The sequence below is a fragment of the Planomonospora corallina genome, from assembly GCF_042650625.1.
In the GTDB taxonomy this organism is placed as follows: domain Bacteria; phylum Actinomycetota; class Actinomycetes; order Streptosporangiales; family Streptosporangiaceae; genus Planomonospora_B; species Planomonospora_B corallina.
Map to the genome: position 1 here is coordinate 108,008 of NZ_JBHSBM010000005.1, position 25,406 is coordinate 133,413.

General features: G+C 74.7%; 22 protein-coding genes. 6 read left to right on the plus strand and 16 right to left on the minus strand.

Annotated elements, in window-relative coordinates; all coding sequences use genetic code 11:
• Window positions 1-297: 297 nt before the first annotated feature.
• From ACFOWE_RS01180 to ACFOWE_RS01230, 11 genes are all read right to left on the minus strand, one after another.
• Window positions 298-1,908 carry a solute symporter family protein gene (locus tag ACFOWE_RS01180; protein ID WP_377284846.1) on the minus strand — a complete coding sequence of 537 codons (1,611 nt, stop codon included), beginning with the start codon at window positions 1,906-1,908 and terminating at the stop codon, window positions 298-300.
• The gene (locus ACFOWE_RS01185; RefSeq protein WP_377284847.1) at window positions 1,905-2,195 is read right to left on the minus strand and encodes a DUF485 domain-containing protein; all 291 of its coding nucleotides are present in this window, start codon (window positions 2,193-2,195) and stop codon (window positions 1,905-1,907) included. Before ACFOWE_RS01185 ends, ACFOWE_RS01180 begins: the two co-directional genes overlap by 4 nt.
• 349 nt (window positions 2,196-2,544) lie before the next feature.
• Complete coding sequence (locus ACFOWE_RS01190) at window positions 2,545-4,275, minus strand: sodium/solute symporter (RefSeq protein ID WP_377284848.1); 1,731 nt, start codon at window positions 4,273-4,275, stop codon at window positions 2,545-2,547.
• A 67-nt stretch (window positions 4,276-4,342) separates the two neighbouring features.
• Window positions 4,343-4,810, minus strand: a complete 468-nt coding sequence (locus ACFOWE_RS01195) for a hypothetical protein (protein ID WP_377284849.1) — start codon at window positions 4,808-4,810, stop codon at window positions 4,343-4,345.
• Window positions 4,807-5,568: a LytR/AlgR family response regulator transcription factor gene (locus tag ACFOWE_RS01200; RefSeq protein WP_377284850.1), complete on the minus strand. Its 762-nt coding sequence runs from the start codon at window positions 5,566-5,568 to the stop codon at window positions 4,807-4,809. The genes ACFOWE_RS01195 and ACFOWE_RS01200 overlap by 4 nt, the downstream gene beginning before the upstream one ends.
• A 56-nt stretch (window positions 5,569-5,624) precedes the next feature.
• Window positions 5,625-6,923, minus strand: a complete 1,299-nt coding sequence (locus ACFOWE_RS01205) for an MFS transporter (RefSeq protein WP_377284851.1) — start codon at window positions 6,921-6,923, stop codon at window positions 5,625-5,627.
• 67 nt (window positions 6,924-6,990) lie between these two features.
• Window positions 6,991-8,187 carry a sensor histidine kinase gene (locus tag ACFOWE_RS01210; RefSeq protein ID WP_377284852.1) on the minus strand — a complete coding sequence of 399 codons (1,197 nt, stop codon included), beginning with the start codon at window positions 8,185-8,187 and terminating at the stop codon, window positions 6,991-6,993.
• A gap of 285 nt (window positions 8,188-8,472) precedes the next feature.
• Window positions 8,473-10,701: an MMPL family transporter gene (locus ACFOWE_RS01215; RefSeq protein ID WP_377284853.1), complete on the minus strand. Its 2,229-nt coding sequence runs from the start codon at window positions 10,699-10,701 to the stop codon at window positions 8,473-8,475.
• Between the two features lie 65 nt (window positions 10,702-10,766).
• Entirely contained in the window at window positions 10,767-11,318 is a 552-nt protein-coding gene (locus ACFOWE_RS01220) for a TetR/AcrR family transcriptional regulator (protein ID WP_377284854.1), read from the minus strand.
• A 119-nt stretch (window positions 11,319-11,437) separates the two neighbouring features.
• The gene (locus ACFOWE_RS01225; RefSeq protein WP_377284855.1) at window positions 11,438-12,598 is read right to left on the minus strand and encodes an acyl-CoA dehydrogenase family protein; all 1,161 of its coding nucleotides are present in this window, start codon (window positions 12,596-12,598) and stop codon (window positions 11,438-11,440) included.
• A gap of 112 nt (window positions 12,599-12,710) precedes the next feature.
• Complete coding sequence (locus ACFOWE_RS01230; protein WP_377284856.1) at window positions 12,711-13,229, minus strand: MaoC family dehydratase; 519 nt, start codon at window positions 13,227-13,229, stop codon at window positions 12,711-12,713.
• A gap of 409 nt (window positions 13,230-13,638) precedes the next feature.
• Between ACFOWE_RS01230 and ACFOWE_RS01235 the strand changes: the two genes are divergently transcribed.
• The 4 genes from ACFOWE_RS01235 to ACFOWE_RS01250 are packed head-to-tail and all read left to right on the plus strand — an operon-like array spanning window position 13,639 to window position 17,946.
• Window positions 13,639-14,436 carry a carotenoid biosynthesis protein gene (locus ACFOWE_RS01235; RefSeq protein WP_377284857.1) on the plus strand — a complete coding sequence of 266 codons (798 nt, stop codon included), beginning with the start codon at window positions 13,639-13,641 and terminating at the stop codon, window positions 14,434-14,436.
• Window positions 14,424-15,857, plus strand: a complete 1,434-nt coding sequence (locus ACFOWE_RS01240) for a phytoene desaturase family protein (protein WP_377284858.1) — start codon at window positions 14,424-14,426, stop codon at window positions 15,855-15,857. Before ACFOWE_RS01235 ends, ACFOWE_RS01240 begins: the two co-directional genes overlap by 13 nt.
• On the plus strand, window positions 15,854-17,092 hold the full coding sequence (locus ACFOWE_RS01245) for a glycosyltransferase (RefSeq protein WP_377284859.1): 1,239 nt from the start codon (window positions 15,854-15,856) through the stop codon (window positions 17,090-17,092). The genes ACFOWE_RS01240 and ACFOWE_RS01245 overlap by 4 nt, the downstream gene beginning before the upstream one ends.
• Window positions 17,089-17,946, plus strand: a complete 858-nt coding sequence (locus ACFOWE_RS01250) for a spheroidene monooxygenase (protein WP_377284860.1) — start codon at window positions 17,089-17,091, stop codon at window positions 17,944-17,946. The genes ACFOWE_RS01245 and ACFOWE_RS01250 overlap by 4 nt, the downstream gene beginning before the upstream one ends.
• Window positions 17,947-17,963: 17 nt before the next feature.
• Here ACFOWE_RS01250 and ACFOWE_RS01255 read toward each other — a convergent pair whose 3' ends face one another.
• From ACFOWE_RS01255 to ACFOWE_RS01275, 5 genes are all read right to left on the minus strand, one after another.
• Window positions 17,964-18,911 (minus strand): phytoene/squalene synthase family protein, encoded by a 948-nt coding sequence (locus ACFOWE_RS01255; protein ID WP_377284861.1) that lies wholly within the window; start codon window positions 18,909-18,911, stop codon window positions 17,964-17,966.
• Window positions 18,908-20,374 (minus strand): phytoene desaturase family protein, encoded by a 1,467-nt coding sequence (gene crtI / locus ACFOWE_RS01260; RefSeq protein ID WP_377284862.1) that lies wholly within the window; start codon window positions 20,372-20,374, stop codon window positions 18,908-18,910. Before crtI ends, ACFOWE_RS01255 begins: the two co-directional genes overlap by 4 nt.
• 248 nt (window positions 20,375-20,622) lie before the next feature.
• Window positions 20,623-21,651, minus strand: a complete 1,029-nt coding sequence (locus ACFOWE_RS01265) for a YihY/virulence factor BrkB family protein (protein ID WP_377284863.1) — start codon at window positions 21,649-21,651, stop codon at window positions 20,623-20,625.
• Complete coding sequence (locus ACFOWE_RS01270; RefSeq protein ID WP_377284864.1) at window positions 21,652-22,665, minus strand: DUF3618 domain-containing protein; 1,014 nt, start codon at window positions 22,663-22,665, stop codon at window positions 21,652-21,654.
• Entirely contained in the window at window positions 22,662-23,063 is a 402-nt protein-coding gene (locus tag ACFOWE_RS01275; RefSeq protein WP_377284865.1) for a phage holin family protein, read from the minus strand. The genes ACFOWE_RS01270 and ACFOWE_RS01275 overlap by 4 nt, the downstream gene beginning before the upstream one ends.
• Before the next feature lie 403 nt (window positions 23,064-23,466).
• Between ACFOWE_RS01275 and ACFOWE_RS01280 the strand changes: the two genes are divergently transcribed.
• Together ACFOWE_RS01280 and ACFOWE_RS01285 are read left to right on the plus strand one after the other, a co-directional pair.
• Complete coding sequence (locus ACFOWE_RS01280; protein WP_377284989.1) at window positions 23,467-24,732, plus strand: sensor histidine kinase; 1,266 nt, start codon at window positions 23,467-23,469, stop codon at window positions 24,730-24,732.
• Window positions 24,729-25,394, plus strand: coding sequence for a response regulator (locus ACFOWE_RS01285; RefSeq protein ID WP_377284866.1), 666 nt, complete (start codon window positions 24,729-24,731; stop codon window positions 25,392-25,394). The genes ACFOWE_RS01280 and ACFOWE_RS01285 overlap by 4 nt, the downstream gene beginning before the upstream one ends.
• Window positions 25,395-25,406: the final 12 nt, after the last annotated feature.

Sequence of the window (25,406 nt, forward strand, 5' to 3'; positions counted from 1 at the left end):
ATCGCCGCCGGCATCGGCGACGTCGCCGCGGCCGCCGCGGTCACCACCTCGGGGGCGGCGGAGACCCGCCGTACCGCCGACCGGCTCGACCAGGTGGCCGCCGAGCTGCACGGCATCGTCGAGCGGTTCACGGTCTGAGCCGGGCGGTGCACGGCCTGAGCCGGGCGGTGCACGGCCTGAGCCGGGCGGTGCACGGCCTGGACCGGGCGGTGCACGGCCTGGGCGGCGGCATGCGCCGTCCCCGGTGGCGACCTGGTCGCCACCGGGGACGGCGCCGCGTCCGGTGAGGGGTCCGGACTAGTGCTGGGCGGCCTTCTCGGCGCCGACGCCGGTGAGCGAGCGGACCTCGATCTCGGCGTACTTGGCGGCGTTGTACTCCTTGCTGAGCTTGGTGCCGAGCCATCCGGCCAGGAAGCCGAGCGGGATGGAGACCAGGCCGGGGTTGCTCAGCGGGAACCATGCGAAGTCCGCGTCCGGGAAGAGCGAGGTGGGCTTGCCCGACACGACCGGCGAGAAGATCACCAGCAGGAGCGCGGAGCCCAGGCCGCCGTAGATGGCCGAGGTCGCGCCGGCGGTGTTGAAGTTCTTCCAGAACAGGCTGTAGAGGATCGCGGGCAGGTTGCCCGAGGCGGCCACCGCGAAGGCCAGCGCGACCAGGAAGGCCACGTTCTGCCCCTGCGCGAGGATGCCCAGCCCGATGGAGAAGGCGCCGATGACGAAGGCGGAGATCCGGGCGACCAGGACCTCCTCCTTGTCGGTGACGTTGCCGCGCTTGAACACGTGCGCGTACAGGTCGTGGGCGAAGGACGAGCTGGAGGCCAGCGTCAGGCCGGCGACCACCGCCAGGATGGTGGCGAAGGCGACGGCCGCGATGACGGCCAGCAGGATCGTGCCGCCCACCTCGCCGAAGATCGCCTCACCGATCGCCAGCGCGAGCTGCGGCGCCGCGGTGTTGCCCGCCGGGTCCTGCGCGATGATCGCCTTTCCTCCGACCAGCGCCGCCGCGCCGAAGCCCAGCACGAGGGTGAGCAGGTAGAAGGTGCCGATGATGCCGATGCCCCACAGAACCGACTTCCTCGCCTCCTTCGCGGTGGGCACGGTGTAGAAGCGGATCAGGATGTGCGGCAGGCCGGCGGTGCCGAGCACCAGCGCCAGGCCGAGGCTGATCAGGTCGAGCTTGCCGGCCAGGCCCTGCGCCTCGGTGGCGTACTTGCCTCCGGCGTTGAGGAAGGCGTCGCCCTTGCCGCTCTGCGCGGCGGCGTCACCGAGCAGGGAGGAGAGGTTGAAGCCGTACTTGCCGAGGACCAGCAGCGTGACCAGGGTCGCGCCGCCCATCAGCAGCACGGCCTTGACGATCTGCACCCAGGTGGTGCCCTTCATGCCGCCGACGACCACATAGACGATCATCAGGATGCCGACGCCGACGATCGTCCAGGCCTTGGCCGCCTCGCCCTCGATGCCGAGCAGCAGGCCGACCAGCGCGCCCGCGCCGACCATCTGGGCCAGCAGGTAGAAGATCGACACGACGATGGTGGAGACGCCCGCCGCGGTGCGGACCGGGCGCGGGCTCATCCGGAAGGCCAGCACGTCGGCCATGGTGAACTTGCCGGAGTTGCGCATCAGCTCCGCGACCAGCAGCAGCGCCACCAGCCAGGCGACGAGGAAGCCGATCGAGTAGAGGAAGCCGTCGTAACCGGACAGGGCGATGATGCCGGCGATGCCGAGGAAGCTGGCGGCCGACATGTAGTCGCCGCCGATGGCCAGGCCGTTCTGCGCGCCGCTGAAGGACCGGCCGCCGGCGTAGTAGTCGGCGGCGTCCTTGGTCTGCCGGCTGGCCCAGAAGGTGATGCCCAGCGTCGCGGCGACGAAGAGCAGGAACAGGACGGTGGACAGCGTCTGGGAGCTCATTCGGTCCGCCCCTCGATGTCGTGGCGGATCTCGTCCGCGATCGGGTCGAGCTTCTTCTCGGCGTGCCGCGAGTAGGCCCAGGCGATCCCGAACGTGGAGACGAACTGGAGGAAGCCGAAGATGAGGGCGATGTTGATGTTGCCCAGGACCTTGGTGCCCATGAAGTCGCGCGCCCAGCCGGACAACACCACGTACAGCAGGTACCACGCGAGGAAGGCGACGGTCATCGGGAAGGTCCAGGACCGGAAGCGGCGCTTCAGCTCCTGGAACCGCTCACTCTCCTGCACCTGTTCGTAAACCGATGCGTCATGTTGTCTGGTGGTCAAGGGGAGACCTCCCACAGGTGTGATCTGAGTCACGGACACCGTAGGAGCGGGCGGCGGTCCGCGAGGAGACCCCCGGGACGGTCCGTCGCCCAGCCGCCGCCGGGCCGCGTTCAACCGGGTACGGCCTGCGGCGAAAGGTCCATCCCGTGCGCCGAACGGCACATGGGATGGACCTTTCGTCCCGCGCTCCCTGTTCAGGGCCCCTCCGAGCGGCCGGGAACGGCGGGCATGCCGGGAACGACAGAGATGCCGGGAACGACAGAGATGCCGCGAACAGCGGGACCCCCCGGGTGGGCGGCCGGGACCGGCGTCAGGCGCCGCGGGGCCGCCAGTCGCCGCGGTCGACGTTCAGCGTCTCGGGGGTGTGCAGGCGGACCATCGTGCGGGCCACCCCCTTCGGCACGCGGCCGGGGGTGAGCAGCGAGACGACGGCCATGACGAGGAACGCGACCGGCACGCTCCAGGCGGCCGGTTGCGCCAGCAGGGCCCCCGCCCAGCCCTCGATGGGGCCGCCGATGATCGTGGTGAGCACCGCCGCGCAGGCCAGCCCTCCGCCGGCCAGCAGCCCGGCCAGAGCTCCGGCGTCGGTGAAGCGCCGCCACCAGATGCCGAGCACCAGCAGCGGGCAGAACGACGAGGCGGCCACCGCGAACGCCAGGCCCACCACGTCGGCCACCGGGAGCGCGCGCGCCGCGGTGGCCAGGGCCAGCGGGACGGCCACCGCGAGCACGGTCGCCACCCGGAACGAGCTCACCCCTCCGCGCAGGATGTCCTGCCCGATCACCCCGGCCACCGAGACCGTCAGCCCGGAGGAGGTCGACAGGAACGCGGCGAACGCCCCGGCCGTCACCAGCGCCGAGAGCAGGTCCCCCGCCGTCCCCCCGACCAGCCGTCCCGGCAGGGTCAGCACCACGGCGTCGGTCCGGCCGGTCATCAGCAGCTCGGGGGTGTAGATCCGGCCGAGCGCGCCGTAGATCGCCGGCAGCAGGTAGAACGCGCCCAGCAGCGAGAGCACCACCAGCGTGGTACGGCGGGCCGCCCGGCCGTCCGGGTTGGTGTAGAAGCGGACCAGCACGTGGGGCAGGCCCATGGTGCCGAGGAAGGTCGCCAGGATAAGCGAGTAGGTGGCGTACAGCGGGTGGTCGCGGCTCTCCAGCGGCAGCGCCCACTGCCGGTCGGAGAGCGCGGGCAGGTGCTCGGCGTGCGGGACCGAGGCCCCCGCAGGGAAGGTGATCTCCGTCCCGTGGCCGACGGTGTGCGGGCCGGGGGCCAGCGTCAGCGGCGCCCGGTCGTGGGAGCTCCCGTCCAGGCGCCCGGTGACCGTCACCCGGACGGGCGCGTCCACCCGCACGGTGACGTCCGCGGCCACGGTGACCGTGGTCCGCTCGGCGAAGGCCGGGGGCGTCTCCCCGGCCGGGGCGGGCGCGCCGTCCACGCGCCAGGCCAGCAGCAGGAAGACCACGGGCAGGGCGAGGGCGGTGAGCTTGATCCAGTACTGGAAGGCCTGCACGAACGTGATGGAGCGCATGCCGCCCGAGAGCACGTTGACCGCGACGACGACGGCCACCAGCACTCCCCCGGCCCAGGCGGGCGCCCCGGTGATCGTGCGCAGCACCAGCCCGGCGCTCTGGAACTGCGGCATGAGGTACAGCCAGCCGATCAGCACCACGAGCACGCTGGCGCAGCGGCGCACGGCCATCGACTCCAGGCGGGCCTCGGCGAAGTCCGGCAGCGTGTAGGCGCCCGAGCGGCGCAGCGGCGCGGAGACCAGGACCAGCAGCACCAGGTAGCCGCCCGTCCAGCCGACCGGGAGCCAGAGCATGTCGGCGCCGTAGGCCAGGATCAGCCCGGCGATGCCGAGGAAGGACGCCGCCGACAGGTACTCCCCGCCGATCGCGGAGGCGTTCCAGAGGGGCGAGACCGTGCGCGAGGCCACGTAGAAGTCGGACGTGGTGCGCGACAGGCGCAGGCCGAACGCCCCGATGAGGACGGCGGCCAGCACCACGACCACGACGGCCGCCAGCCCGTAGGCGGTGTTCATGCGCGGCCGGCCCCGCCGCCGGTCCCGCTGCCGGCCCTGCTGTCGGCCCTGCCGCCGGAGAGACCGGTCATTCGCTCTCCATCAGGTCGGCGAAGTGGCGCTCGTTGCGCTCGGCCTGCCGTACGTAGAACCAGGCCCCGCCGACGAGGGCGGGGTAGACCAGTCCGGCGAGCACCGCCCACGGGAGCGGGATCCCGAGCAGGTGCAGCTCGCGCAGGTCGGGCACGAGCAGGAACAGCAGCGGCAGGCCGCCCACCACGCAGGCGAGCACGGTGCACACGAACAGCGCGAGCCTGAACTGGGTGCGCACCAGGGAGCGCATGTAGACCTCGCCCAGGCGGGTCTGCTCGTCGATCTCCCGGGTGGCGGGGTACCGGGAGCGGCGCGCCGCCTGCGTCCTGGGGCTGGTCACGACCTGGCGGCGGGGCCGTTCCGCGGGCCGGCCCAGCCGGTCGCCCACCCGCAGCGCCCGCTCGACCCGGCGCCGCTGCCCCGGTCCCCGCTCGGCCGCGCCGCCGTCCTGCCCTGCGGTCATTCGGGCCTGCCCTTGCGGGCCCGCCGTACCAGCAGGTCGCGCAGCTCGCGGGTGTGCCGGCGGCTGACCGGGATCTCGGCGCCGCCGACGCGGACCACGCAGCGGCCGGAGTCGATGTGCAGCTCGTCGATGTGCTTGACCGCGACCAGGTGGCTGCGGTGCACCCGGACGAACCCGGCCGAGGCCCAGCGCTCCTCCAGCGTCGCCAGCGAGATGCGCACCAGGTGGCTGCCCCCGGCGGTGTGCAGGCGGGCGTAGTCGCCCTGCGCCTCGACGTAGCGGACGTCGCTGCTGGAGACGAACCGGGTCACGCCGCCGAGCTCGACCGGGATCGTCTGCGGGTCGGTACGGCCCGCGCCGTCGGCGTCGGGGATCTCGGCCGAGACGCACACCCGCCGGATGGCCTCGGCGAGCCGCTCCGGGCGGACCGGTTTGAGCAGGTAGTCCTCGGCCTTGATCTCGAAGGCGTCCACGGCGTGCTCCTCGTAGGCGGTCACGAAGACCACCCGGGGTGGATTCGCGAACTGCGAGAGCAGCCTACCGAGCACCACGCCGTCCAGTCCGCGCATCCGGATGTCGAGGAAGACCGCGTCGATCGGGCGCCCGTCGGCGATGGCGCGGTCCAGCGCGCGCAGCGCCGCGGCGCCGTCCCTGGCGAGGGCGACCTCCTCGATGCGCGGGTCGTCCCGCAGCAGGTAGGCCAGGTCCTCCAGCGCGGGAAGCTCGTCGTCCACCGCCAGGACACGCAGGCCGCTCACACTCGCCCCTCCGGATCGTCCACCACGGAATCCCCTAAAGAGTGATGAATCAGACATCACGTGTCAACAGATTCCGGCCGGTCCAGGGTGCGGAGCAGGGCCCGGTGCCGGTACAGCGTCACCGAGAGCGGCACCATGAGCACCACCAGCGCACAGCCGCCGGCCACCGCGAGGGTCTGCAGGCCGTACAGGCGGGCCAGCAGGCCGCCGCCCAGCGCGCCGAGCGGCATCAGGCCCCACAGCAGCGTGCGGATCACCCCGAGCACGCGGCCGAACAGGTGCGCCGGCACCAGCGCCTGGCGCACCGACATGATCAGCACGTTCCACACCAGCAGCGACCCGCCGCCCAGCAGCATCGCGGCCGCCAGCGCCGCCGGGGACGGCAGCAGGCCGATGAGCACGAAGCAGAGCCCGGGCACCGTCAGCGCGACGGCCATCACCGCGGCCCGCGACCACCGCCGCACCAGCGCCGGCACGACCAGCCCGCCCGCCACGCCGCCGACCCCGGAGGCCAGAGTGAACCAGCCGTACGCGGCGGCGGGCAACCCCAGCACGTCCGTCACGTACAGCACCAGCACCGACATGACGGCGGTGAACGCGGCCCCGGTCAGGCCCGCCACCAGGGTGAGCCCGCGGATCAGCCGGTGGTTCCAGAACCAGCGCACGCCCTCGGCCATCTCCGCGCGCAGGTTCGCCTCCCGCTCCCCCTCCGGCTCGGCCCGGTAGCGGCCGGGCAGCAGGAGCAGCAGCACCCCCGCCAGCAGGAAGCCCAGCGAGTTCGCCAGGAACGGGAGCGCGGCGGCGGCGACGAACAGCGCGCTGGCCAGCGGAGCGCCCAGGAAGCTCTCGGCGACGGTCGAGGCGGCCTCCATCCTGCCGTTGGCCTTCTCCAGCTGGTCGCGCCGGACCACCGAGGGCGTCATGGAGTGGGCCGCGTTGTCGTAGAGCGTCTCGACGGCGCCGAGCACGAAGGCCGCCGCGTAGAGCATCCAGAGCGCCGCCTGACCGGCCAGCACCGCCGCCGTGAGCAGGCCGACGACCGCGGCCCGCACGAGCTGGGCGGCGACCATCACCCGGCGCCGGTCGAGCCGGTCCACCAGCGCGCCGCTGACGATCGCGAACAGCAGCCACGGCAGGATGGTCAGCGACGACAGCGCCGCGACGAGCACCGGGTCGCGGGTGAGGGTCACCGCCAGCAGGGGGAGGGCGACCCGGCCCACGCCGTCGGCGAGGTTGGAGACGGCGCTGGAGGAGAAGAGCGTCCAGAACCGCCGCCCCAGCCCGTCCCGGGCCGGTCTCTCCTGTTTCCGCGGACCGGCCGCCGGGCCGGGGACGCCGGTACGGCTGACGCTCATCGAACCTCCGGGGTGGGGGACCCGTCCCGCGGAGAGCCTGCGGGACGGCGGGGGCGGCGGGGGCGGATCAACGGGCCGAGACGCCGGGATGGTACTTGGGCAGGCGGACGCTCACCTTCGTCCCGGCGCCGTGGCCGGTCTCCACCACCAGGCCGTACTCGTCGCCGTAGACCTGGCGGAGCCGCTCGTCCACGTTGGCCAGGCCCACTCCCCCGGTCCCCGACCTGGTGTCGGCGTGACCTGCCAGGATGCGGCGCAGCCGCTCGGGGTCCATGCCGACCCCGTCGTCCTCGACGCTGATCCGGCACTCGGTCCCGGCGTCCTCGGCGATGATCGTGATGCGGCCCACGCCGGGCTTGCTCTCCAGGCCGTGCCGTACGGCGTTCTCCACCAGGGGCTGCAGGCACAGGAACGGCACCGCCACCGGGAGCACCTCCGGCGCGATGCGGAGGGTGACCTCGAGCTGGTCGCCGAAGCGGGCGCGCTCCAGGGTCAGGTAGCGGTCGATGGAGCGCAGCTCCTCGTCGAGCGTGGTGAACTCCCCGTGCTGCCGGAAGGAGTAGCGGGTGAAGTCGGCGAACTCCAGCAGCAGCTCCCGGGAGCGGTCGGGGTCGGAGCGCACGAAGCTCGCGATCGTGGTCAGCGAGTTGTAGATGAAGTGCGGGGAGATCTGCGCGCGCAGCGCCCGGACCTCGGCCTCCATCAGCCGGGTCCGGGAGCGGTCGAGCTCGGCCAGCTCGAGCTGCGAGTCGACCCAGTTGGCGACCTCGTGGGCGGCCCGGACCAGTCCCGCTGAGGCGTGACCGCCGTAGGCGGCCAGCGAGCCGACCACCCGGCCGTCGGTGGCCAGCGGCACCACGACCGCGTACCGGATCGGGCACTCCGGGCCGTCGCAGGCGATGACCTCCGGGCCGAGGACCTGGGTGCGGCCGTCGGCCAGGGTCTCGCCGGCGTGCTCGAACGCCTGCTGGGCGTGGTGGTCGCCCTCGCCGTCGTAGACGAGGAGCCGCTCCTGGTCGGTGATCGCCAGCGCCGGGGAGCCGAGCAGCGCGCGCAGGTGCCGGGACGCCTTCTGCGCGCCGGCCTCGGTCAGGCCGGCGCGCAGCGGAGGCGCCGCGAGGGAGGCTGTGTGCAGGGTCTCGAACGTGGCCCGCTCCGCCGGGCTGCTGCCCAGTTCCCGGCGGCCGCGCAGCACCCGCCAGAGCACCAGGGTGGGCACGCCCACCAGGGCGGCGACCAGTAGGACGGCGACGACGGGTTCCACGCCCCGGACCCTATCCGCCCCGTCCGCCCGCGGCGACCCGCACGGCCCCGGCCCGCGCCCCGGCCCGCGCCCCGGAGCACGCCGCCCACCGGAGCACGCCGCCCGCCGGAACGCGGCGGCCCCCGGAATGCAGCGGCCCCGGAACGCGGCGGCCCCCGGAATGCAGCGGCCCCGGAACGCGGCGGCCCCCGGAATGCAGCGGCCCCGGAACGCGGCGGCCCCCGGACCGGAGTCCGGGGGCCGGGACGGGTTCGCGGTGCGGGACCCGGGGGCGGCGGCTCGCCGTCAGACCCCGGCGGGGACCCTCTCGGCGTCGCGGTCGAGGTGGGCGCGGAGCCCCTCGCCCTCGATGTCGACGTTGGGCAGGGCGCGGTTCAGCCACCGGGGCAGCCACCACGCGCTGTCGCCGAGCAGGGACATGACCGCCGGCACGATCGTCATCCGGACCACGAAGGCGTCGACGGCGACGCCGAGGGCCAGGGCGAAGCCCATCGACTTGATGATCGGGTCGTCCATGAACACGAAGCCGCCGAAGACGGAGATCATGATGAGCGCGGCGGCGGTGACGACCCGGCCGCCGTGGCCCATGCCGTTGACGGTGGCCTGCCGGGCGGTGTCGCCGTGCACGAAGTCCTCCCGCATCCGGGAGACCAGGAAGACCTGGTAGTCCATGGCGAGGCCGAACAGGATGCCGATGAGCAGGATCGGCAGGAAGCTGACCAGCGGGCCGGGCGTGTCCAGGCCGACCAGGCCGGCCAGGTGGCCCTCCTGGAAGATCGCGACGGTGATGCCGAAGGTGGCGCCGACGGTGAGCAGGAAGCCGAGGGCCGCCTTGACCGGGACGAGCACCGAGCGGAAGACCAGCATCAGCAGCAGGACGGACAGGCCCACGACGAGCAGCAGGTAGACGGGGAGGGCGTCGGCGAGCTTCTCGGAGATGTCGATGCCGATCGCGGTGACGCCGGTCAGGGCGATCTCCGCGCCGGAGACGCCGGAGACCCGCTCGCGGATCTCGTGGACCATCGTCTCGGTCGCCTCGTCGGTCGGGCCGGTCTTGGGGATCACGCTCAGCAGCGCGGTGGTGCCTTCGGCGTTGACCCCCTGCGGGGCGACGGCGAGCACGCCGGGCGTGCTCTGGATCAGCTGGACGGCCTGCCCGACGGCCTGCTGCGTGGCCTGCGCGGAGCCGGCCGTGACGACGGCGACCAGCCGGCCGTTGAAGCCGGGGCCGAAGCCCTCGGCGGTGAGGTCGTAGGCCTCGCGCGCGGAGGAGCCGACCGGGGCGGTGCCGTGGTCGGGCAGCGCCAGGCGCATGTCCGCCGCGGGGACGGCCAGCGCGCCCAGGGCGACCACGCCGGCGAGGATGAACGGGAGCCGGTGGTGGGTGACGAAGTAGCCCCAGCGGAAGCTGAAGGGGTGCCGCTCCTTCTTCTCCTCGGTGTCCTTCTCCTCGGTGTCCTTCTCCTCGGTGCCGGCGCCCTCGCCGGTCTCCGGCACGGCGGCGCGGTGCTTGCGGGGCAGGATGCGGCGGCCGGCGAAGCCGAGCAGCGCGGGCTGGAGCGTGATCGCCACGGCGACGGCGACGGCGACGGTGCCCGCGGCGGCCAGGCCCATGATGGTCAGGAACGGGATGCCGACCACCGCCAGGCCCGCGAGCGCGATGACCACGGTGGCGCCGGCGAAGACGACGGCCGAGCCGGCGGTGCCGACGGCGCGCCCGGCGGCCTCCTCGGGCTCCAGGCCCTCGGCGAGGTTCTGCCGGTGCCGGGAGGTGATGAACAGCGAGTAGTCGATGCCGACGGCCAGGCCGAGCATGAGGGCGAGGATCGGGGCGGTGGTGGTCAGCTCGATGACGCCGCTGAGGGCGTAGAGGCCGGCCATGCCGGCGCCGACGCCGATGAGCGCGTTGAGCAGGGTCATCCCGGCCGCGACCAGCGAGCCGAAGGTGATGACGAGCACGACCGCCGCGACGGCGACGCCGAGGGCCTCGGTGGAGCCGATCTCGGGCTCGGCGGTCATGACCTCACCGCCGGCCGCCACCTTCAGGTCCGTGCCCTCGGCGGCCTTGCCCACCTTCGCGTAGGCCTCGCGCTGGGCGTCGGTCACCTCGTCGCCGCGGGTGGCGAACTGCACCTGGATCAGGGCGTACCGGCCGTCCGGGGAGAACGCCTTGGTCTGGAACGGGTCGAGGGCCGCCAGCACGCCGGGCAGGGTCGAGGCCTCCTTGACCAGCGCCTGGACGGTCGCGGCGTCCTGCCCGGAGGTCAGCTGCCGCCCCTCGGGGGCCGCCACGACGATGGTGCCGGCCGCCCCGGAGGCCTGCGGGAACTGCTCGGCCAGGGTGTCGAGCGCGCGCTGCGCCTCGGTGCCGGGCATCGAGAAGTTGCTCGCCATGGAGCCCATGAAGGCGGCGGCGGACCCGCCCAGGGCGGCCAGTACGGCCAGCCACAGGGCGAGGACCATCCGCCGGTGGCGGAAGGAGGCTCGGCCGAGCCGGTACAGCAAGGTGGCCATCAGAAATCCTTATCGGGAATATCGGAAAAACCGGAAGGAGGAGGCGGGAGTTCGGAGGGGCGCCGTCAGGCGCCGGGGAGGTCGAGGGCGCGGACCGCGCTCCCGGCCAGGAGGGCGCGCAACTCGTCGTCACGTAGGTCGAGCTGCTCCATGCAGGCGATCGGCACGCCGCCGAGCACCAGCAGCGCGGCGGCGTGCGCCTGCGGGGTGCGGGAGCGCCCGGCCAGCGCGTCCTTGAGCCGTTCGATCAGTTCGTGCACGCCGGCGAAGGCCGGGCGCTGGAGCAGCTCCGGGATGTCCCCGTACAGCACCGTGACCTCGCGGCGGAAGCGGAGCACGAGGTCCACGTAGCCCTCGACGGCCGCGGACCGCACGGCCTCGTCGCCGAGGGCGGCCAGGCGGGCGTCGAGGTCGCGGAACGCCTCGACGGCCGGGGCCAGCAGTTCGCCCAGGATCGCGTCCTTGCCGTCGAAGTGGTACAGCAGGGCGGCCTTGGAGCAGCCGACCGCGCTGGCGATGTCCTGCAACGACGTGCCTTTGAACCCCGTGGCGGCGAACAGCCTGGACGCGGCGTCCAGGATCTCCTCACGGGTGCCCGGGCGGGCGCTGCGCGACACGGAACCACCTCCTCCTTCAAGGATGCCTGTCCGATCGGTCAGGATCTGACCGATCGGACAGTTTCCGGAGGTGGTTTACCTCACATTTCTGGATATTTCCGATATTCCGTTCGGCCGGCTCACCAGCCGACCCGGGCGGCCCCCGAGACGAGCGACTTGGCGATGACCATGCGCTGCACGTCGTTGGTGCCCTCGCCGATGGCCATCAGCGGCGCGTCGCGGTAGAGGCGCTCCACCACGAACTCCTGGGAGTAGCCGTAGCCGCCGTGGATGCGCATCGCCTCCATGGTGGTGCGCAGCGCCGTCTCCGAGGCGAAGTACTTGGCCATCGCAGCCTCGGCGTTCACCGCGCCCGCCTCCGAGCGGACCGCCGCCCAGTAGGTGAGCAGCCGGGCCGCCTGGATCTCGGTGGCCATGTCGGCGAGCTTGAGCTGGATCGCCTGGAAGCCGGAGATGTGCCTGCCGAAGGCCCGGCGCTGGCGGGAGTACTCCAGCGCGGCGTCGTAGGCGCACTGGGAGACGCCGACCGCGCGGGCGGCGATGTTGATCCGGCCGAGCTCCAGCGCCGAGAGCGCCTGCTGCATGCCCCGGCCCTCGACGCCGCCGAGCAGGGCCGAGACCGGGACCCGCACGTCCTCGAGGACGACCTCGCAGGTCTCGGTGCCCTTGTAGCCGAGCTTGGGCAGGTCGCGGCTGACGGAGTAGCCGGGGGTGCCGGCCTCGACGAGGATCAGCGACATGCCCCGGTGCGCCGGATCGGTGACCGAGGTCTTGACCAGGACGGGCATCGGGTCGGCGTGCCGGGCGTTGGTGATCCACGTCTTGGTGCCGTTGATCACGTAGTGGTCGCCGTCGCGCACCGCGCGGGTGGCGATGCCCTGCAGGTCGGTGCCCGCGCCCGGCTCGGTCAGCGCGATCCCGGTACGGCGGGCGCCGGTGGCCAGGTCCGGCAGGTAGGCCTTCCGCTGCTCCTCGGTGCCGTACTTCGCGATCATCCACGCCGACAGGGAGTGCGAGCCGAGCACCCCGGCCACGCCCATCCAGCCGCGGGCGATCTCCTCGAAGACGAGGGCGAAGGAGACCCGGTCCAGCGCGAGCCCGCCGTACTCCTCGGGGACCGTGATCCCGAACAGGCCCATCTCCTTGAACCGCTCGACGATCTCGGCCGGGTAGCGGCCGGTCCGCTCCCACTCCGGGGCGACCGGGACGATCTCCGCGTCGACGAACTCCCGCAGGGTCTGCCGGAACAGCCGCTGCTCGTCGTTCAGCTCGAAATCCACTCCTTGCGTCCTTTCAGCCGTGCGGGAGGGGGCGGGCGGGCGCCGCCCGGGTGGGGGCCGCCCGGGTGGGGGCCGCCCGGTGGGGGGCGCCGTCCGGGTGGGGCGCCGCCCGCTAGATCGTCATGGGGCCGTTCCTGGCCTCCGGGAAGAAGCCCTTGTCGTGCGGGGCGTCGCGCTTGTAGACCATGACGCTCCGCCGCCAGGACAGCACCTCGTCGCCGTCCTGGTTGAGGCCGCGGGTGCGGCAGGTGACGATCCCGGCGTACGGCCGCGAGCCCGACTCGCGCTTGTCCAGCACGATCGACTCGGCGTAGAGCGTGTCTCCGACGAAGACCGGGTGGGTCAGCCGGATCTCCTCCCAGCCGAGGTTCATCGACGCGTTCTGGCTGACGTCGACGACCGAGAGGCCGAGCACGATCGCCACGGTGAGCCCCGAATTGACGATGATCCTCCCGACCGGGGCGCCCGCCGCGAAGTGGGCGTTGAAGTGGTTCTGGTTGGTGTTCATCGTCAGCAGCGTGAACCAGGTGTTGTCGGCCTCGCTGATCGTGCGGCCGAGCGGGTGCCGGTAGACGTCGCCGACGGTGAAGTCCTCGTAGTACCGGCCGAGGCCGGGTCCGTGCACGGTCACGCCTTCTCCCTGCTCCCCGGAGCCGCCCGGGCCCTGCTCCCCGGTGCTCCCCGGTGCTCCCCGGTGCTCCCCGGTGCTCCCCGGTGCTCCCCGGTGCCGCCCGGCCCCCTGACGACGGGGTTCCCGACGCTAGCGGCAGGATCGTTGCGCGGTCAATGGCCTCTCCCTCCTCCCTCGCGCTCCCCCGCGCCCCGGCCCGCCCCGCCCCGGCCGTACGGCCGTCCGCCCCGGTGACCACCGGGTTTCCCCGAACCAGGTCCGGACAGGAGGTGCCGGATGCATGCGGCGGGAGAGAACCATCCGTGGGACGGATCGCGAGCGGCGCGCGTGCGGACGGCAGGAGGACGCGGGTGGGCGGGAAAACACGGGCGGGAAAACACGGGCGGGAGGACACGGGTGGGAGGACACCGTGACCGGTGAGCAGGCCGTGGCCGCGGGCCGTACGGCGCGCCCGGCGGGCGGGCCCGCCGCCCGCACGGCGTGGAACCGGGCCGGGGCCGCGCTCCTGGCGGCCATGGTGGCGGCGCAGGTGGCGACCGGACTGCATCCGCGCCCGATCCTCCTCACCGGCGTGGTGGTGCTCCTACTCGCGGCGGGCGCGCTCGCCTTCGCCGCGGCGGTCCACACCCTCCCCCGGGCCGCCGCCGCGTTCGGCGCCGCGTCCGCCATCGGGTACGCCGCGGAGTGGATCGGGCTCAGGACCGGCCTGCCGTTCGGCGACTACCACTACACCGGCGTGCTCCAGCCGCAGCTCGGCGGGGTCCCGGTGGTCGTGGCGCTGGCCTGGGGCGGCATGGGCCTGGCCGCCCACGCGGCGGCCTCCGCCGCGCTGCCGGGCGGCCGGGCCGGCCGCGTGGCGCTGGGCGCGGCGGCGCTCACCGCGTGGGACCTGTTCCTCGATCCGCAGATGATCAGGCTGGGGCTCTGGGTCTGGCACGATCCCGGCCCCTACCGGGGCGTCCCGCTCGCCAACTTCGCCGGCTGGCTGCTGGTCTCGCTGCTGGTGATGGCGGTGGTCGAGCGGACGACGGCCGAACCGGCGGCGCGGAGCACCGGGCTGCTGGCGATCTACACCGTGATGGCGGTCATGGAGACGATCGGGTTCGCGGCGGTCTTCGACCCGCCCGACCCGCTGGTCTCCGCCGCCGGAGGGAGCTGCATGGGAGTGTTCGTCCTGCTCGCCTGGGGGCGGCGATGGCGGAGGTGATCGTGGCGGGCGGCGGCGTCGGCGGCATGGTGGCCGCGCTGCTGCTGGCCCGCGCAGGGCACCGGGTCCGCGTCTGCGAGCGGCTGCCCCGGCTGGGCGGCAAGCTCGCCGAGCACCGGCGCGACGGCTTCGCCTTCTCCCTCGGCCCGTCCCTGCTGACCCTGCCGGAGCTGTTCACCGGCCTGGGCCTGGCGCTGGATCTGGTCGAGCCGCGCGAGTTGTGCCGCTACCGCTTCGCCGACGGCTCGGTGCTGACCGCGCACCGCGACCCGGAACGCATGGCCGCGGCCGTGGAGCGCCTCGCTCCCGGGCAGGGGCACGGCTGGCGTGCCTTCCACGCCTGGGCCCGCGAGTGCCTCGCCGCGTCGCGGCGCACCTTCTTCGCCGGGCCCGCGCTCTCCCGGCCGCACGGCGGCGTCCGCCCCCGCGACCTGCTGGCGGTCGCGCCCGGCCGGACCCTGGACGGGCTGGCCCGGCGGTTCTTCACCGACCCGCGGCTGCGCCAGTACGCCGGCCGCTACGCCACCTATGCCGGGTCCAGTCCCTACAGGGCGCCCGCCGCGCTGGGCAGCGCGGTCGCGCTCGAGCACGGCGGGGGCGGCTGGTACGTGGCGGGCGGGCTGCCCCGCCTCGCGGACGCGCTGGCCGCGGCGCTGGAGAAGGCCGGCGTGGAGGTCTCCCTGGAGACCGAGGTCGCCGAGGTGCTCGCCGACCGCGAGCGCGTGCTGGGGGTGCGGCTGGCCTCCGGCGAGCGCGTGCGCGCCGACGCGGTGGTCGCCAACACCGACGCGGCCGCGCTGTACGGGCGGCTGCTGCCGGACCGGCGGCGGCTGCGCCGGATCGCCTCGCTCGGCCTGTCGTCCTCGGCCTTCCTGCTGCTGGCCGGGGTGGAGGGGCGGACGGAGGGACTGGCGCACCACTCGGTGCTCTTCTCCTCCGGCTACCGGCGGGAGTTCGCCGACGTCTTCGACCGGCGGCGCCCGCCGGAGGATCCGACGCTCTACGTCGGCTGCCCGGCCGTCGACGACCCGTCGCAGGCGCCGGACGGGTGCGAGAGCTGGACGGTGCTGGCCAACGTCCCGGCCCGCGACCCCTCCCGGTGGCCGATGTCCCCGCAGGCCTACCGGGACCTGGTCCTGGAGCGGCTGGCGGAGCGGGGGCTCGACCTGTCGGGCCGGCTCCGCTTCGTCGACCTGTTCACCCCCGCCGACCTGCGCGAGCGCTACGGCGCCTGGGGCGGGGCGATCTACGGCGGCGCGCACGGCGGCCCGCTGGCCCCGCTGCGCCGCCCCGGGAACCGGGGGCCGCGCCGCGGCCTGTACCTGGTGGGCGGCTCGGCGCACCCGGGGGGCGGCCTGCCGCTGGTGGCGATGGGCGGCCGCATCGTGGCGGCGCTGGTGGCGCAGGACTTCCCCCGGTGAGCCCGCGCACCGCGGTGCTGACCGCGCTGCAGGCCGCCGCCGCCGTCACCGCCGCCGCGCGGCTGGCCCGCGGCCGGACCCGGCTGCCGCCGCTCGCCCCGGTTCACGCCCCCGCCGCGCGGATCTCGGTGGTGGTCCCGGCCCGGGACGAGGAGGACCGCATCGGCCCGTGCCTGTCGGCGGCGCTCGCCGACCCGGCCGTGGCCGAGGTCGTCGTGGTCGACGACGGCTCCTCGGACGGCACGGCGCGGCTGGCCGCCGCTCTCGGCGCGGATGTCCTCCCCGCCCCGCCCCTGCCGGCCGGCTGGGTGGGCAAGCAGTGGGCGCTCCGGCACGGGGTCGAGGCGGCCCGCGGCGACGTCGTGGTCACCCTCGACGCCGACACACGCCCGGCGCCCGGCCTGTTCGGGGCGCTCGCCGCGGCCCTGGACGCCTACGACCTGGTCACCGTGGGCCCCCGTTTCGTCTGCGACGGGGCCGCCGAGCAGGCGCTGCACGCCGCGTTCCTGGCGACGCTGGTCTACCGGCTCGGCCCCGTCGGCCCGCGCGTGCCGCCGCCCCCGCACCGGATGCCGGCCAACGGCCAGTGCATGGCCTTCCGCCGTACGGCGATGCTGGCCGCGGACGGGTTCGCCCGGGCCCGCAGGCACATGGCCGACGACGTGGCGCTCGCCCGCACCCTGGCCGCCGACGGCTGGAGGGTGGGGTTCCTGGACGCGGGCGGGCTGCTGGAGGTCGACATGCACGAGTCCGCGGCCGGGGTCTGGCGGGAGTGGGGCCGGTCGCTGTCGCTGGCCGACGTCACCTCCCCCGCCCGGCAGGCGGCCGACCTGGCGGTGGTCTGGCTCACCGCCGCCCTGCCGGCGCTCCGGCTGCTCGCGGGCCGCCCCACCCGGCTCGACCTCGGGCTGCTGGCGGTGCGGCTGCTGCTGGCCGGGGCGCTGCGCGGCAGCTACCGGCGGCCGGGGCCGGGCGTGCTGCTGTCGCCGCTGCTGGACCCGGTGGCGGCGGTGCGGCTGACCGCCGCGACGTTCCAGCCGGTGCGCCGCTGGCGGGGCCGTACCTACCCGTCGGTCAGGGCGGGCGCCGGTCCGGCAGGTCCCGTTCCGGAAGGGCCGGGACCGGTCCTGGCCGGTCCCGTTCCGGAAGGGTCCGCTCCGGCGGCCCCGGGCGGTCCCGCACGGGCGCCGGCCGGTCGCGCGCGGCCCGGGCGGTCTGGCCGAAGCGCACGATGACGGCGACGAGCACGGGGACCATCGCTTCGTTCCACCTCGTCCGGTACGCGGATCCGGGGGCCATGCGGTACATGGCGTTCGACCGGCCGGTACTGGCGCGCACCCCCGGGCTGGTGTTCTGGCGGCTGCTGGGCACCGGCCGGGGCGCCTCCACGGGCCTCGGCGCGGACCTGCGCCGCTGGGCGCTGTTCGCGGTCTGGCGGGACGAGCGGGACCTGGACGCCTTCCTGGCCCGCTCCCCGGTGGCGGGGCGCTGGCGGCGCCGGGCCCTGGAGCGGTGGCAGGTACGGCTGGCACCGCTGTCCTCGCGCGGGAGGTGGGGCGGGGCCGACCCGTTCGGCCTGCACCGGACAGGCCCGTCCGGGAGTGCCCCGTGCACCGGCCGGCCGGTGGACCGGAGCCCGGCGGAGGGCGGTCGCCGGAGCGGGGGGCCGGGCCCGGCCGGAGACGGGGCCGGCGGGCCGGTCGCGGTGCTGACCCGGGCGTCGGTCCGGCCGTCCCGGCTCGTCGCGTTCTACCGGTCGGTCCCGGCGGTGGACGGACTGCTGCGGGAGCAGGACGGCTGCCTGGCCTCACTCGGCGTCGGGGAGTGGCCGCTGGCCCGGCAGGCCACGTTCTCGCTCTGGCGTGACGCCGCCGCCGTGCGGGGCTTCGCCTACCGGGACGGGGCGCACCGGCGGGTGATCGGCCGGACCCGGGACGAGGACTGGTACTCCGAGGAGCTGTTCGCCCGGTTCGCCCCGTACGGCAGCGAAGGAACCTGGGACGGCACGGATCCTCTCGGCCCCTCCGGTCCTCCCGGTCCTCCCGGTCCTCCCGGTCCTCCCGGTCCTGCCGCGGGCCCGCCGCCGTAGCCGCCGCGCCGGCCGGCTCACCGCCGCGGTCCCGTCCCGGCGGGCGCCCGGCGCTCCGCCCGGTCCGCCGCGGCCGACGCGACCAGGTGGCGGGCGAAGACGACCAGCCTGCGGCGGCGCGGCACGGTGGTCCTGCCCCGCAGGACGTCGTACCCCGCGGCCTCGATCCGGTCGAGGATTCCGCCGTACAGCTCGCAGGCGGCGCGCACGCACGGCCGGGAGGAGGGGGTGAGCATGTCCACGCCCTCCCGGGCCCGCCGGTAGTGCCCGCGCGCCCGTTCCGCCTCGAAGGCCAGCAGCTCGCGCAGGGCCGCACCCGCGGCGGGCCGCCCCAGGTCGGCGACGGATACGCCGAACCGGTCCAGGTCGGCCAGGGGCAGGTAGACCCGGCCGCGTGCCAGGTCCTCGGCGACGTCGCGCAGGAAGTTCGTGAGCTGGAAGGCCAGCCCGAGCTGGCGGGCCGGTTCGCGGGCCCGTTCCGCCAGGCCCGGCAGCGGCTCGAGGACGGGCAGCATCATCGTGCCGATGGCCGCGGCCGACCCCTCCATGTAGCCGAGCAGGTCGTCGTAGGTGGCGTAGCGGGTGACGGTCAGGTCGGCCCGCATCGACGCCAGGAACGCCCGGATGTCGGCGTGGTCGATGCCGAAGCAGCGCACGGTCTGCGCGAACGCGGGCAGCACGGGATCGCCGGTGGCCTCGCCGGCCAGCGCGGGGGCGAGCCGCCCCGCCAGCCGGTCGAGGGCCGCCGCGCGGTCCCCGGTCACCGTGAAGGAGTCCACGATCTCGTCGGCGTACCGGGCGAAGCCGTACAGGGCGTGCACGTGGGGGCGCTTCCAGGCGGGCAGCAGCAGGGTCGCCAGGTAGTAGGAGCGCCCGTACCGGGCGTTGAGCCTGCGGCAGAGCTCGTAGCTGCGGGTCAGCGAGACCGGCGGCGCCCCGGCCGCCCTCGGGTGCGCGGACGTCACCGGCCGGCCTCCAGGATGCGTTCGGCGGCCAGCCGCCCCGAGATCAGCACCGGGGGCACGCCCACGCCCGGCGCGGTGTACATGCCCGCGAAGTGCAGGCCGGGCACGCGCCGGGCGGCGCCCGCCGGACGGAACCAGGCGGTCTGGCGGAAGCGGTGGTCCAGGGCGAACGGGGTGCCCGCCGAGTGGCCGAGCCGGGCCCAGCCGGGCGGGTCGAACGTGATCCGGGGGGCGCCCGACAGGTCTCCGTAGCCCAGGCCGGCGAGCCTCGCCAGCAGCCGCTCCTCCAGGCGCGGGGTCAGCCCGTCCCAGCGGCCGTGCGCCAGGTTGGGGGCGGGCTCCAGCACGGTGAGCGTGGCGTGGCCCGCGGGCGCGGCCTCGCCGTCGGACTCGGGGTAGGTGACCAGCAGGTTCGGGTCCGGCTGGGGGCGGCCGCGGGCCAGGGCGGCGAAGGAGGAGTGCCAGTCCGCGCCGAAGTGCAGGGTGTGGTGGGCCTGGCCGGGCAGGCGCCGGTCGAGGCCGAAGTGGAGGACCAGGCAGGACGGCGAGTAGCGGGGGCGGCGCAGCCGCCAGTCGCCCGCGCCGCGCGGGAGCAGCCCGGCGTGGGCGTGCGGCAGGTCGCAGGCGACCACGACGCTGTCCGCGGGCAGGCGTTCCCCGGTGTCCAGCCGGACGCCGCTGACGCCCGAGGCGCCGGTCTCGACCCTGACCGCGCGCACGCCGTACCTGAGGCGTGCCCCGGCCTTCTCCGCCACGGCCGCCATCGCCTGGGGGATGGCGTGCATGCCGCCGCCGCGGGGGAAGTAGACGCCGCCGACCGTGTCCATGTGGGCGATCACCGCGTAGACGCCGAGCGCCTGCCGCGGCGACAGGCCGACGTACAGCGCCTGGAAGGTGTGCGCCTTGACCAGCCGGGGGTCGGTGAGGTGGGCGCCCACCAGCCGGTCCAGCCGCCGGAAGCCGCCCAGGGCGGCCAGGCGGGCCATGCGGAGCAGCGCCGCCGGCCCGGCGAGGTCGCGCAGCCGCGTCATGTCCCGGTCGATGAAGGCGGGCCACTCGGCGGCGAACAGCTCGGCGAGCCGGGCCCGGAACCGCCGGTAGCGGTCCGCCTCGGCCGGGCCGCACAGCCGCCGCACCTCCTCGGCCATCGCCTCCTCGCCCGCCACGACGTCCAGGTGGGAGCCGTCGTGGTAGCGGAGCCGGTAGTACGGGTCCAGCCGGCGCAGCGGCAGCCAGTCGTCCATGTCCTCGCCCGCGGCGGCGAAGGCTCCGGCCAGGACGTCCGGCATGGTGAGCACCGACGGCCCGGTGTCGAAGCGGTAGGGCCCCAGCCGGGCGCTGCCGCAGCAGCCGCCCGGCGCGTCCCGCGCCTCCACCACGGTGACGTCCCGCCCCGCGGCGGCCAGCCGCATCGCCGCGGCCAGGCCCCCGAGCCCGGCTCCGATCACCACGGTCCGCCCCATGCGCGCTCCTCCTCGTCACCGGGGGCCGTGGCCCGCGGGTGGTCCCTGCGGTGACTCTCTGCCCTTCCCCGGCCCGTGACTCCCCCGGGAACGGCCCAAGAGACCTTCGGCACGGACAGGCGGGGAAACGGGGAACGACCGGGCCGGCCGCGGACGACCGGCCGTCCGGCGTACGCTCCGCGGCCGGAGGGCCCCGCCCCTCCGTCGCGCAGTCGTCGTCCACCGGCCCGGCCTGCGCCCGGAGCGGCTCAGCCCGGGCGGGCCGGACCTCCGTCATCAGGGCGGCCGAGGCCCTCGCCGCCGGGACGGCCGGGGTCCTCCTCGGCGGGGTCGCGCGGCTCGACGTACGGCTCGGCGGCCGGGGGGTGGCCCTGGGCGATCTTCCGGCCGCGCACCAGCTCGGCGTCGAACTCGGCGCCCAGGAGGATCGCCATGTTGGACAGCCAGAGCCAGATGAGGAAGACCACGACCGTGCCGAGCGCGCCGTAGGTCTTGTTGTAGGACGCGAAGTTGGCCACGTAGACCGCGAATCCCGCGGAGACCGCGATCCACAGCAGCACCGCCAGCAGGCCTCCCGGGCTGATCCAGGGGAAGCCCGGCTGGCGGACGTTGGGGGCGGCCCAGTACAGCAGCATCACCAGGCACGAGACGATCAGCACCAGGACGGGCCACTTGGCGATGCTCCAGATCGTCACCGCGGTGTCGCCGACCCCCAGCGCGTCGCCCGCCAGCCGGGCGAGCTGCCCGGTGAAGGTGACGATCACCGCGCTGACGGCCAGCAGGAGGACCAGGAGCAGGGTGAGGCCGACCCGGAGCGGGGTCAGCTTCCAGAAGGGCCGTCCCTCCTCGATGTCGTAGATGGCGTTCCCCGCCCGGACGAACGCCCCGACGTACCCGGAGGCCGACCAGAGGGCCAGCAGCAGACCGAAGATCGCCACCAGGCCCGTGCCCTGGGTGGTCCGCAGGTTCCGCACCTGCTGCTCGACCAGCTCGGTGGCGTCGGCGGGGGCCACCGCCGAGACCTGCGCCAGGAGCGTGGAGATCACGTCCTGCCCGACGAGGCCGAACAGCGAGACGAGGACGATGAGCGCCGGGAAGATCGACAGGACCCCGTAGTAGGTGAGCGCGGCGGCCCAGTCCATCAGGCTGTCGTCGCGGAACTCCCGGACCGTGCGCTTGAGCACCCCCCACCAGTCCCTCGGCGACAGCTGGGCGGGGGTCTCGGGAGCGGCCCGGTCCGCCTGGTGGCTGGACCGGGCCGCGTGCGGCGTGCTCATCTACCGGCTCTTCCCCCGCAGCCGCGCGAGGGCGCCTCCGGCCGGCTCCTTCTTCCCGAAGCGCAGGATGCCGGTCCCGGCGGGCTTGCTCCGCTGGAAGCGCAGGATCCCGATGTCGACCGGCTTACCCTTGCCGGAGCTCAGGAACCCGGCCCCGAACGGCCTGCTCTGCCGGAACTTCAGCCTCCCCAGCCCGGTGGGGTTGTGCTTGCGCAGGCGCGGCATGCCCGTCCCGGTGGGGCTGCTCGTTATGAGCCGCGGCATGCGCGTCGCGGACGTCCCGCCCTTGGTGATCCTCGGCATGCGCGTCGCCGGCGACTTGCTCCTCATGAGCTTCGACACGCCGGCCGCGACCGCTCCGCCCGTCACGAGCTTCGCCTTGCCCGTCCCGGACGGGCTGCTCCTCCTGTTCCGCAGGACGCGGACCACGACCAGCGCGACGGCGCCGAGCACCGCCAGGGTCGCGGCCGGCCGCCGGCCGGCCTCGGTCGAGACCCTCTCCGCCGCGTGCCTCACCTCGGCGGGCGTGGCCTGCTTGGCCTTGTCCAGCATCTCGGGGGCCGCCCCCTTGACGCGGTCCACCAGCCCGGTGGCGGTACCGGCCGTGGCCGCGCCCATGCGCTTGAGGTCGTCACCCATGTGGGCGGCCTTCTCCTGCACGCGCCCCTTCACGTCGGTCTTGTGCATCAGCGCCTCCACACTGTCTCCCAGTTCGCGGCGGGTCTCCTCGATCTCCCGCCGCACGGCTTCCTCCGGACTCTGCGGTCCTCGGACGGCACCCGCGTCGCTCCCGAACGACTGGGGCGTCCCGCCCTCCCAGGGCGGGAGCCCGAGGTCGCCGGTGGACGCCCCCCGCCCCGAGCCGGCGCCGGGCCTGGTCTCCGGCTCGTTCGGCGGGATGTTCAGCGACCCGCGCTCGTCCGAGGGGATGGGGGTGCCGATCTCCTGTCTGCGGGCGCCGGTCACGCCCGCCTCCGACATGTCCCTGCCGGGACCCGGATCGGTCTCGCTCATCGGTGTGCCCTCTCCTTCACGGCGTCGATGTCGTCCTTGACACTGCGGATGGTCCGTTCGGGGGTCGGCGAACCCATCGCGGACACCTGGCGCTTGCCCCGGAACCCGAGGATCGCGGCCGCGACGAGCAGCACGGCGCCGACGAGCGCCGCGGCGGCCCACGCGGGCATGACCTGGGCGAGCAGCAGAACGACCGCGGCGACCAGCGCGCCGCCGCCGTACAGGGCGACGACCCCGGCCCCGCCGAACAGGCCCGCTCCGCGTCCCGCGTACTTGCCCTTCTCCGCGAGCTCGATCTTGGCCAGCCGGATCTCGTCCCTGACCAGGCGGGAGACCTCTTCGGAGACCTGCCGGATCAGTTCGCCGGTGGACAGGGCTTCTTTCGTAGCGTTCGCCATGACGCGCCTCCTCCCTACAGAGGTAGGCGCTACCCTCCCCACCCACGGCAAACATGCGGGGGTGGCCGCCACGCACCGTGACGTCCGCCGCGGGCGGCCTCTCCGGCCGGTGTGGCCGGGCCCGGTCTCCCCTCCGGCCCCGGCCACCGCCCGGGACATGACACGGCCGTCCCGCCCTCGTCGCCGCGGAGACCGCCCCCGCCCGCGGGTCTCCGGCCAGGGCGGCGGGCCATGACCGGACCCACGGTAGATCGCCGTGCCGCTCCCCGCGTCGTCCTGAGGTCTGATCCGGCCGTGACCTGCGCGGTACGCGCGCTCCCGCCGTACGACTTCCGCGGTATGCCCGATCGATCCGCCGTGCGATGAACCGGCGGGCCGCTCTGGCTAGCATTCGCGGGTGCGGATGCGAGTGACGGCGTGGGCGGGCCTGATCGGCCGGATCGACCCCCTTCTGGCGGACGCGGCGTCCGCCGCCGGGCTCACCGTGATCACGGTGCTGTGGAGCGCGATGGACCACAGCGGCCCGTGGCGGCGGCCCGACGCGGTCGCGGTCCTGCTGATCTGCCTGGCCAATCTGCCGGTCGCGCTGCGCCGGCGGGCCCCCGTCGCCGTGCTCGTCCTCTGCTCGGCCGCCGCCGCCTGCCACCACCTGCTGGGCTACCAGCCGACGGTGAACAACGTCGCGGTGCTGCTGGCCGTCTACACCGTCGCCGTCCACCGGTCTCCCCGGACCGCGCTCGCCGCCGCCGCGGTCGGGACCGCGGCGTGGTGGACGGCCTCGGCGATGGCCGCCGGCGGGCTGGTCGTGCTGAACGGGGTCCAGAGCGTCGCGCTGGTCGCCGTCGCCACGGCGTTCGGCTCCGGGGTCCGCAGGCTCGCCGAGCGGAACCGCCGGCTGGCCGAGCTGACCGAGCGGCTCCGGCAGGAGCAGGAGGACAGGGCCCGGCGGGCGGTCACCGAGGAGCGGGTCCGCATCGCCGGGGAGCTGCATGACATCGTCGCCCACCACATGTCCGTGATCTCCGTGCAGGCGGGGCTGGCCCGCTACGTGTTCGCCAGCGATCCCGGCACCGCCAGGACCGCGCTGGCCACGGTGGCCGACACCAGCCACGAGGCGCTGGAGGAGATGCGGCGGCTGCTCGCAGTGCTCCGCCTCGACCGGGGGCGCGGCGGAGCGGACGGCGACGGTGACGGCGTCTACGACCCCACGCCCGGACTGTCCCAGCTGGGCCCGCTCGTCGAGCGGGTCCGGACCGCCGGGGTGCCGGTGGACGTGAAGGTGACCGGGAGCGTCCGGCCGCTCAGTCCCGGCATGGAGCTGTGCGTCTACCGGGTGGTCCAGGAGGGTCTCACCAATGTGATCAAGCACGCCTTCCCCGCCCGGGCCGGGGTCCGGCTGGACTACGGCGACCAGGCGCTGCGCGTCACGGTCACCGACGACGGCTCTCCCCCGGCCGGACCCCGCGGCCCTCTGGAGCCCGTGCCCCCCGGGCGCCGCGGGACGTCCGGGGGGCACGGCTTGATCGGGATGCGTGAGAGGGTCAGGCTCTACCGGGGAACCGTGATCTCCGGGCCGCGCCCGCAGGGCGGGTTCGAGGTCGCGGTCGTGCTGCCGCTGCCGTCCGCAGGCGGCGGCGAGCCGGCGAGCGCTGAGCGAGGGAGCCAATGATCAAGGTGTTGGTCGTCGACGACCAGGTCCTGGTACGCGCGGGTTTCTCCGCGCTGATCCGGGCGACGCCGGACCTGGAGGTGGCCGGTGAGGCCTCCGGCGGTGAGGAGGCCGTCGCGCTGGCCGCCGCCGTACGGCCCGACGTGATCCTGATGGACGTGCGGATGCCGGGCCTGAACGGCATCGCGGCGACCGAACGCGTCCTGGCCTCCGCGGACGCGCCGCCGAAGGTGCTGATCCTGACCACCTTCGACCTGGACGAGTACGTCTACGACGCGCTGCGGGCCGGGGCCTCGGGGTTCCTGCTCAAGGACACCCCGCCGGAGCGGCTGATCGCCGCGATCCGCACGATCGCCTCCGGCGACATGCTGTTCGCCCCGACCGTGACCCGCCGCCTCGTGGAGGCCTACACCAGCGGCCGCGACTCCGCCCTCGCTCCGGAGGCGGGGCTCGAGGCGCTCACCGCCCGCGAGATGGAGGTGCTGCGCCTGGTCGGCCGCGCGCTGTCCAACGCGGAGATCGCCGACGAGCTGTGCGTGAGCGAGGCGACGGTGAAGACCCACCTCAACCGGGCGATGACCAAGCTCGGCCTGTCCAGCCGCGCCCAGGCCGTCGCGCTGGCCTACGAGACCGGGCTGGTCGCCCCCCGGCGCCGGTCGTGACGGCGCCGGTCC

What these genes read in the sequence shown, in the direction of transcription:
- ACFOWE_RS01275 (WP_377284865.1), bottom strand. Translation starts at nt 23,063, where the DNA reads ATGGCGAACGCTACGAAAGAAGCCCTGTCCACCGGCGAACTGATCCGG.
- ACFOWE_RS01180 (WP_377284846.1), bottom strand. Translation starts at nt 1,908, where the DNA reads ATGAGCTCCCAGACGCTGTCCACCGTCCTGTTCCTGCTCTTCGTCGCC.
- ACFOWE_RS01195 (WP_377284849.1), bottom strand. Translation starts at nt 4,810, where the DNA reads ATGACCGCAGGGCAGGACGGCGGCGCGGCCGAGCGGGGACCGGGGCAG.
- crtI (WP_377284862.1), bottom strand. Translation starts at nt 20,374, where the DNA reads ATGGGGCGGACCGTGGTGATCGGAGCCGGGCTCGGGGGCCTGGCCGCG.
- ACFOWE_RS01215 (WP_377284853.1), bottom strand. Translation starts at nt 10,701, where the DNA reads ATGGCCACCTTGCTGTACCGGCTCGGCCGAGCCTCCTTCCGCCACCGG.
- ACFOWE_RS01250 (WP_377284860.1), top strand. Translation starts at nt 17,089, where the DNA reads ATGACGGCGACGAGCACGGGGACCATCGCTTCGTTCCACCTCGTCCGG.
- ACFOWE_RS01240 (WP_377284858.1), top strand. Translation starts at nt 14,424, where the DNA reads ATGGCGGAGGTGATCGTGGCGGGCGGCGGCGTCGGCGGCATGGTGGCC.
- ACFOWE_RS01270 (WP_377284864.1), bottom strand. Translation starts at nt 22,665, where the DNA reads ATGAGCGAGACCGATCCGGGTCCCGGCAGGGACATGTCGGAGGCGGGC.
- ACFOWE_RS01285 (WP_377284866.1), top strand. Translation starts at nt 24,729, where the DNA reads ATGATCAAGGTGTTGGTCGTCGACGACCAGGTCCTGGTACGCGCGGGT.
- ACFOWE_RS01205 (WP_377284851.1), bottom strand. Translation starts at nt 6,923, where the DNA reads ATGAGCGTCAGCCGTACCGGCGTCCCCGGCCCGGCGGCCGGTCCGCGG.
- ACFOWE_RS01280 (WP_377284989.1), top strand. Translation starts at nt 23,467, where the DNA reads ATGCGAGTGACGGCGTGGGCGGGCCTGATCGGCCGGATCGACCCCCTT.
- ACFOWE_RS01190 (WP_377284848.1), bottom strand. Translation starts at nt 4,275, where the DNA reads ATGAACACCGCCTACGGGCTGGCGGCCGTCGTGGTCGTGGTGCTGGCC.
- ACFOWE_RS01265 (WP_377284863.1), bottom strand. Translation starts at nt 21,651, where the DNA reads ATGAGCACGCCGCACGCGGCCCGGTCCAGCCACCAGGCGGACCGGGCC.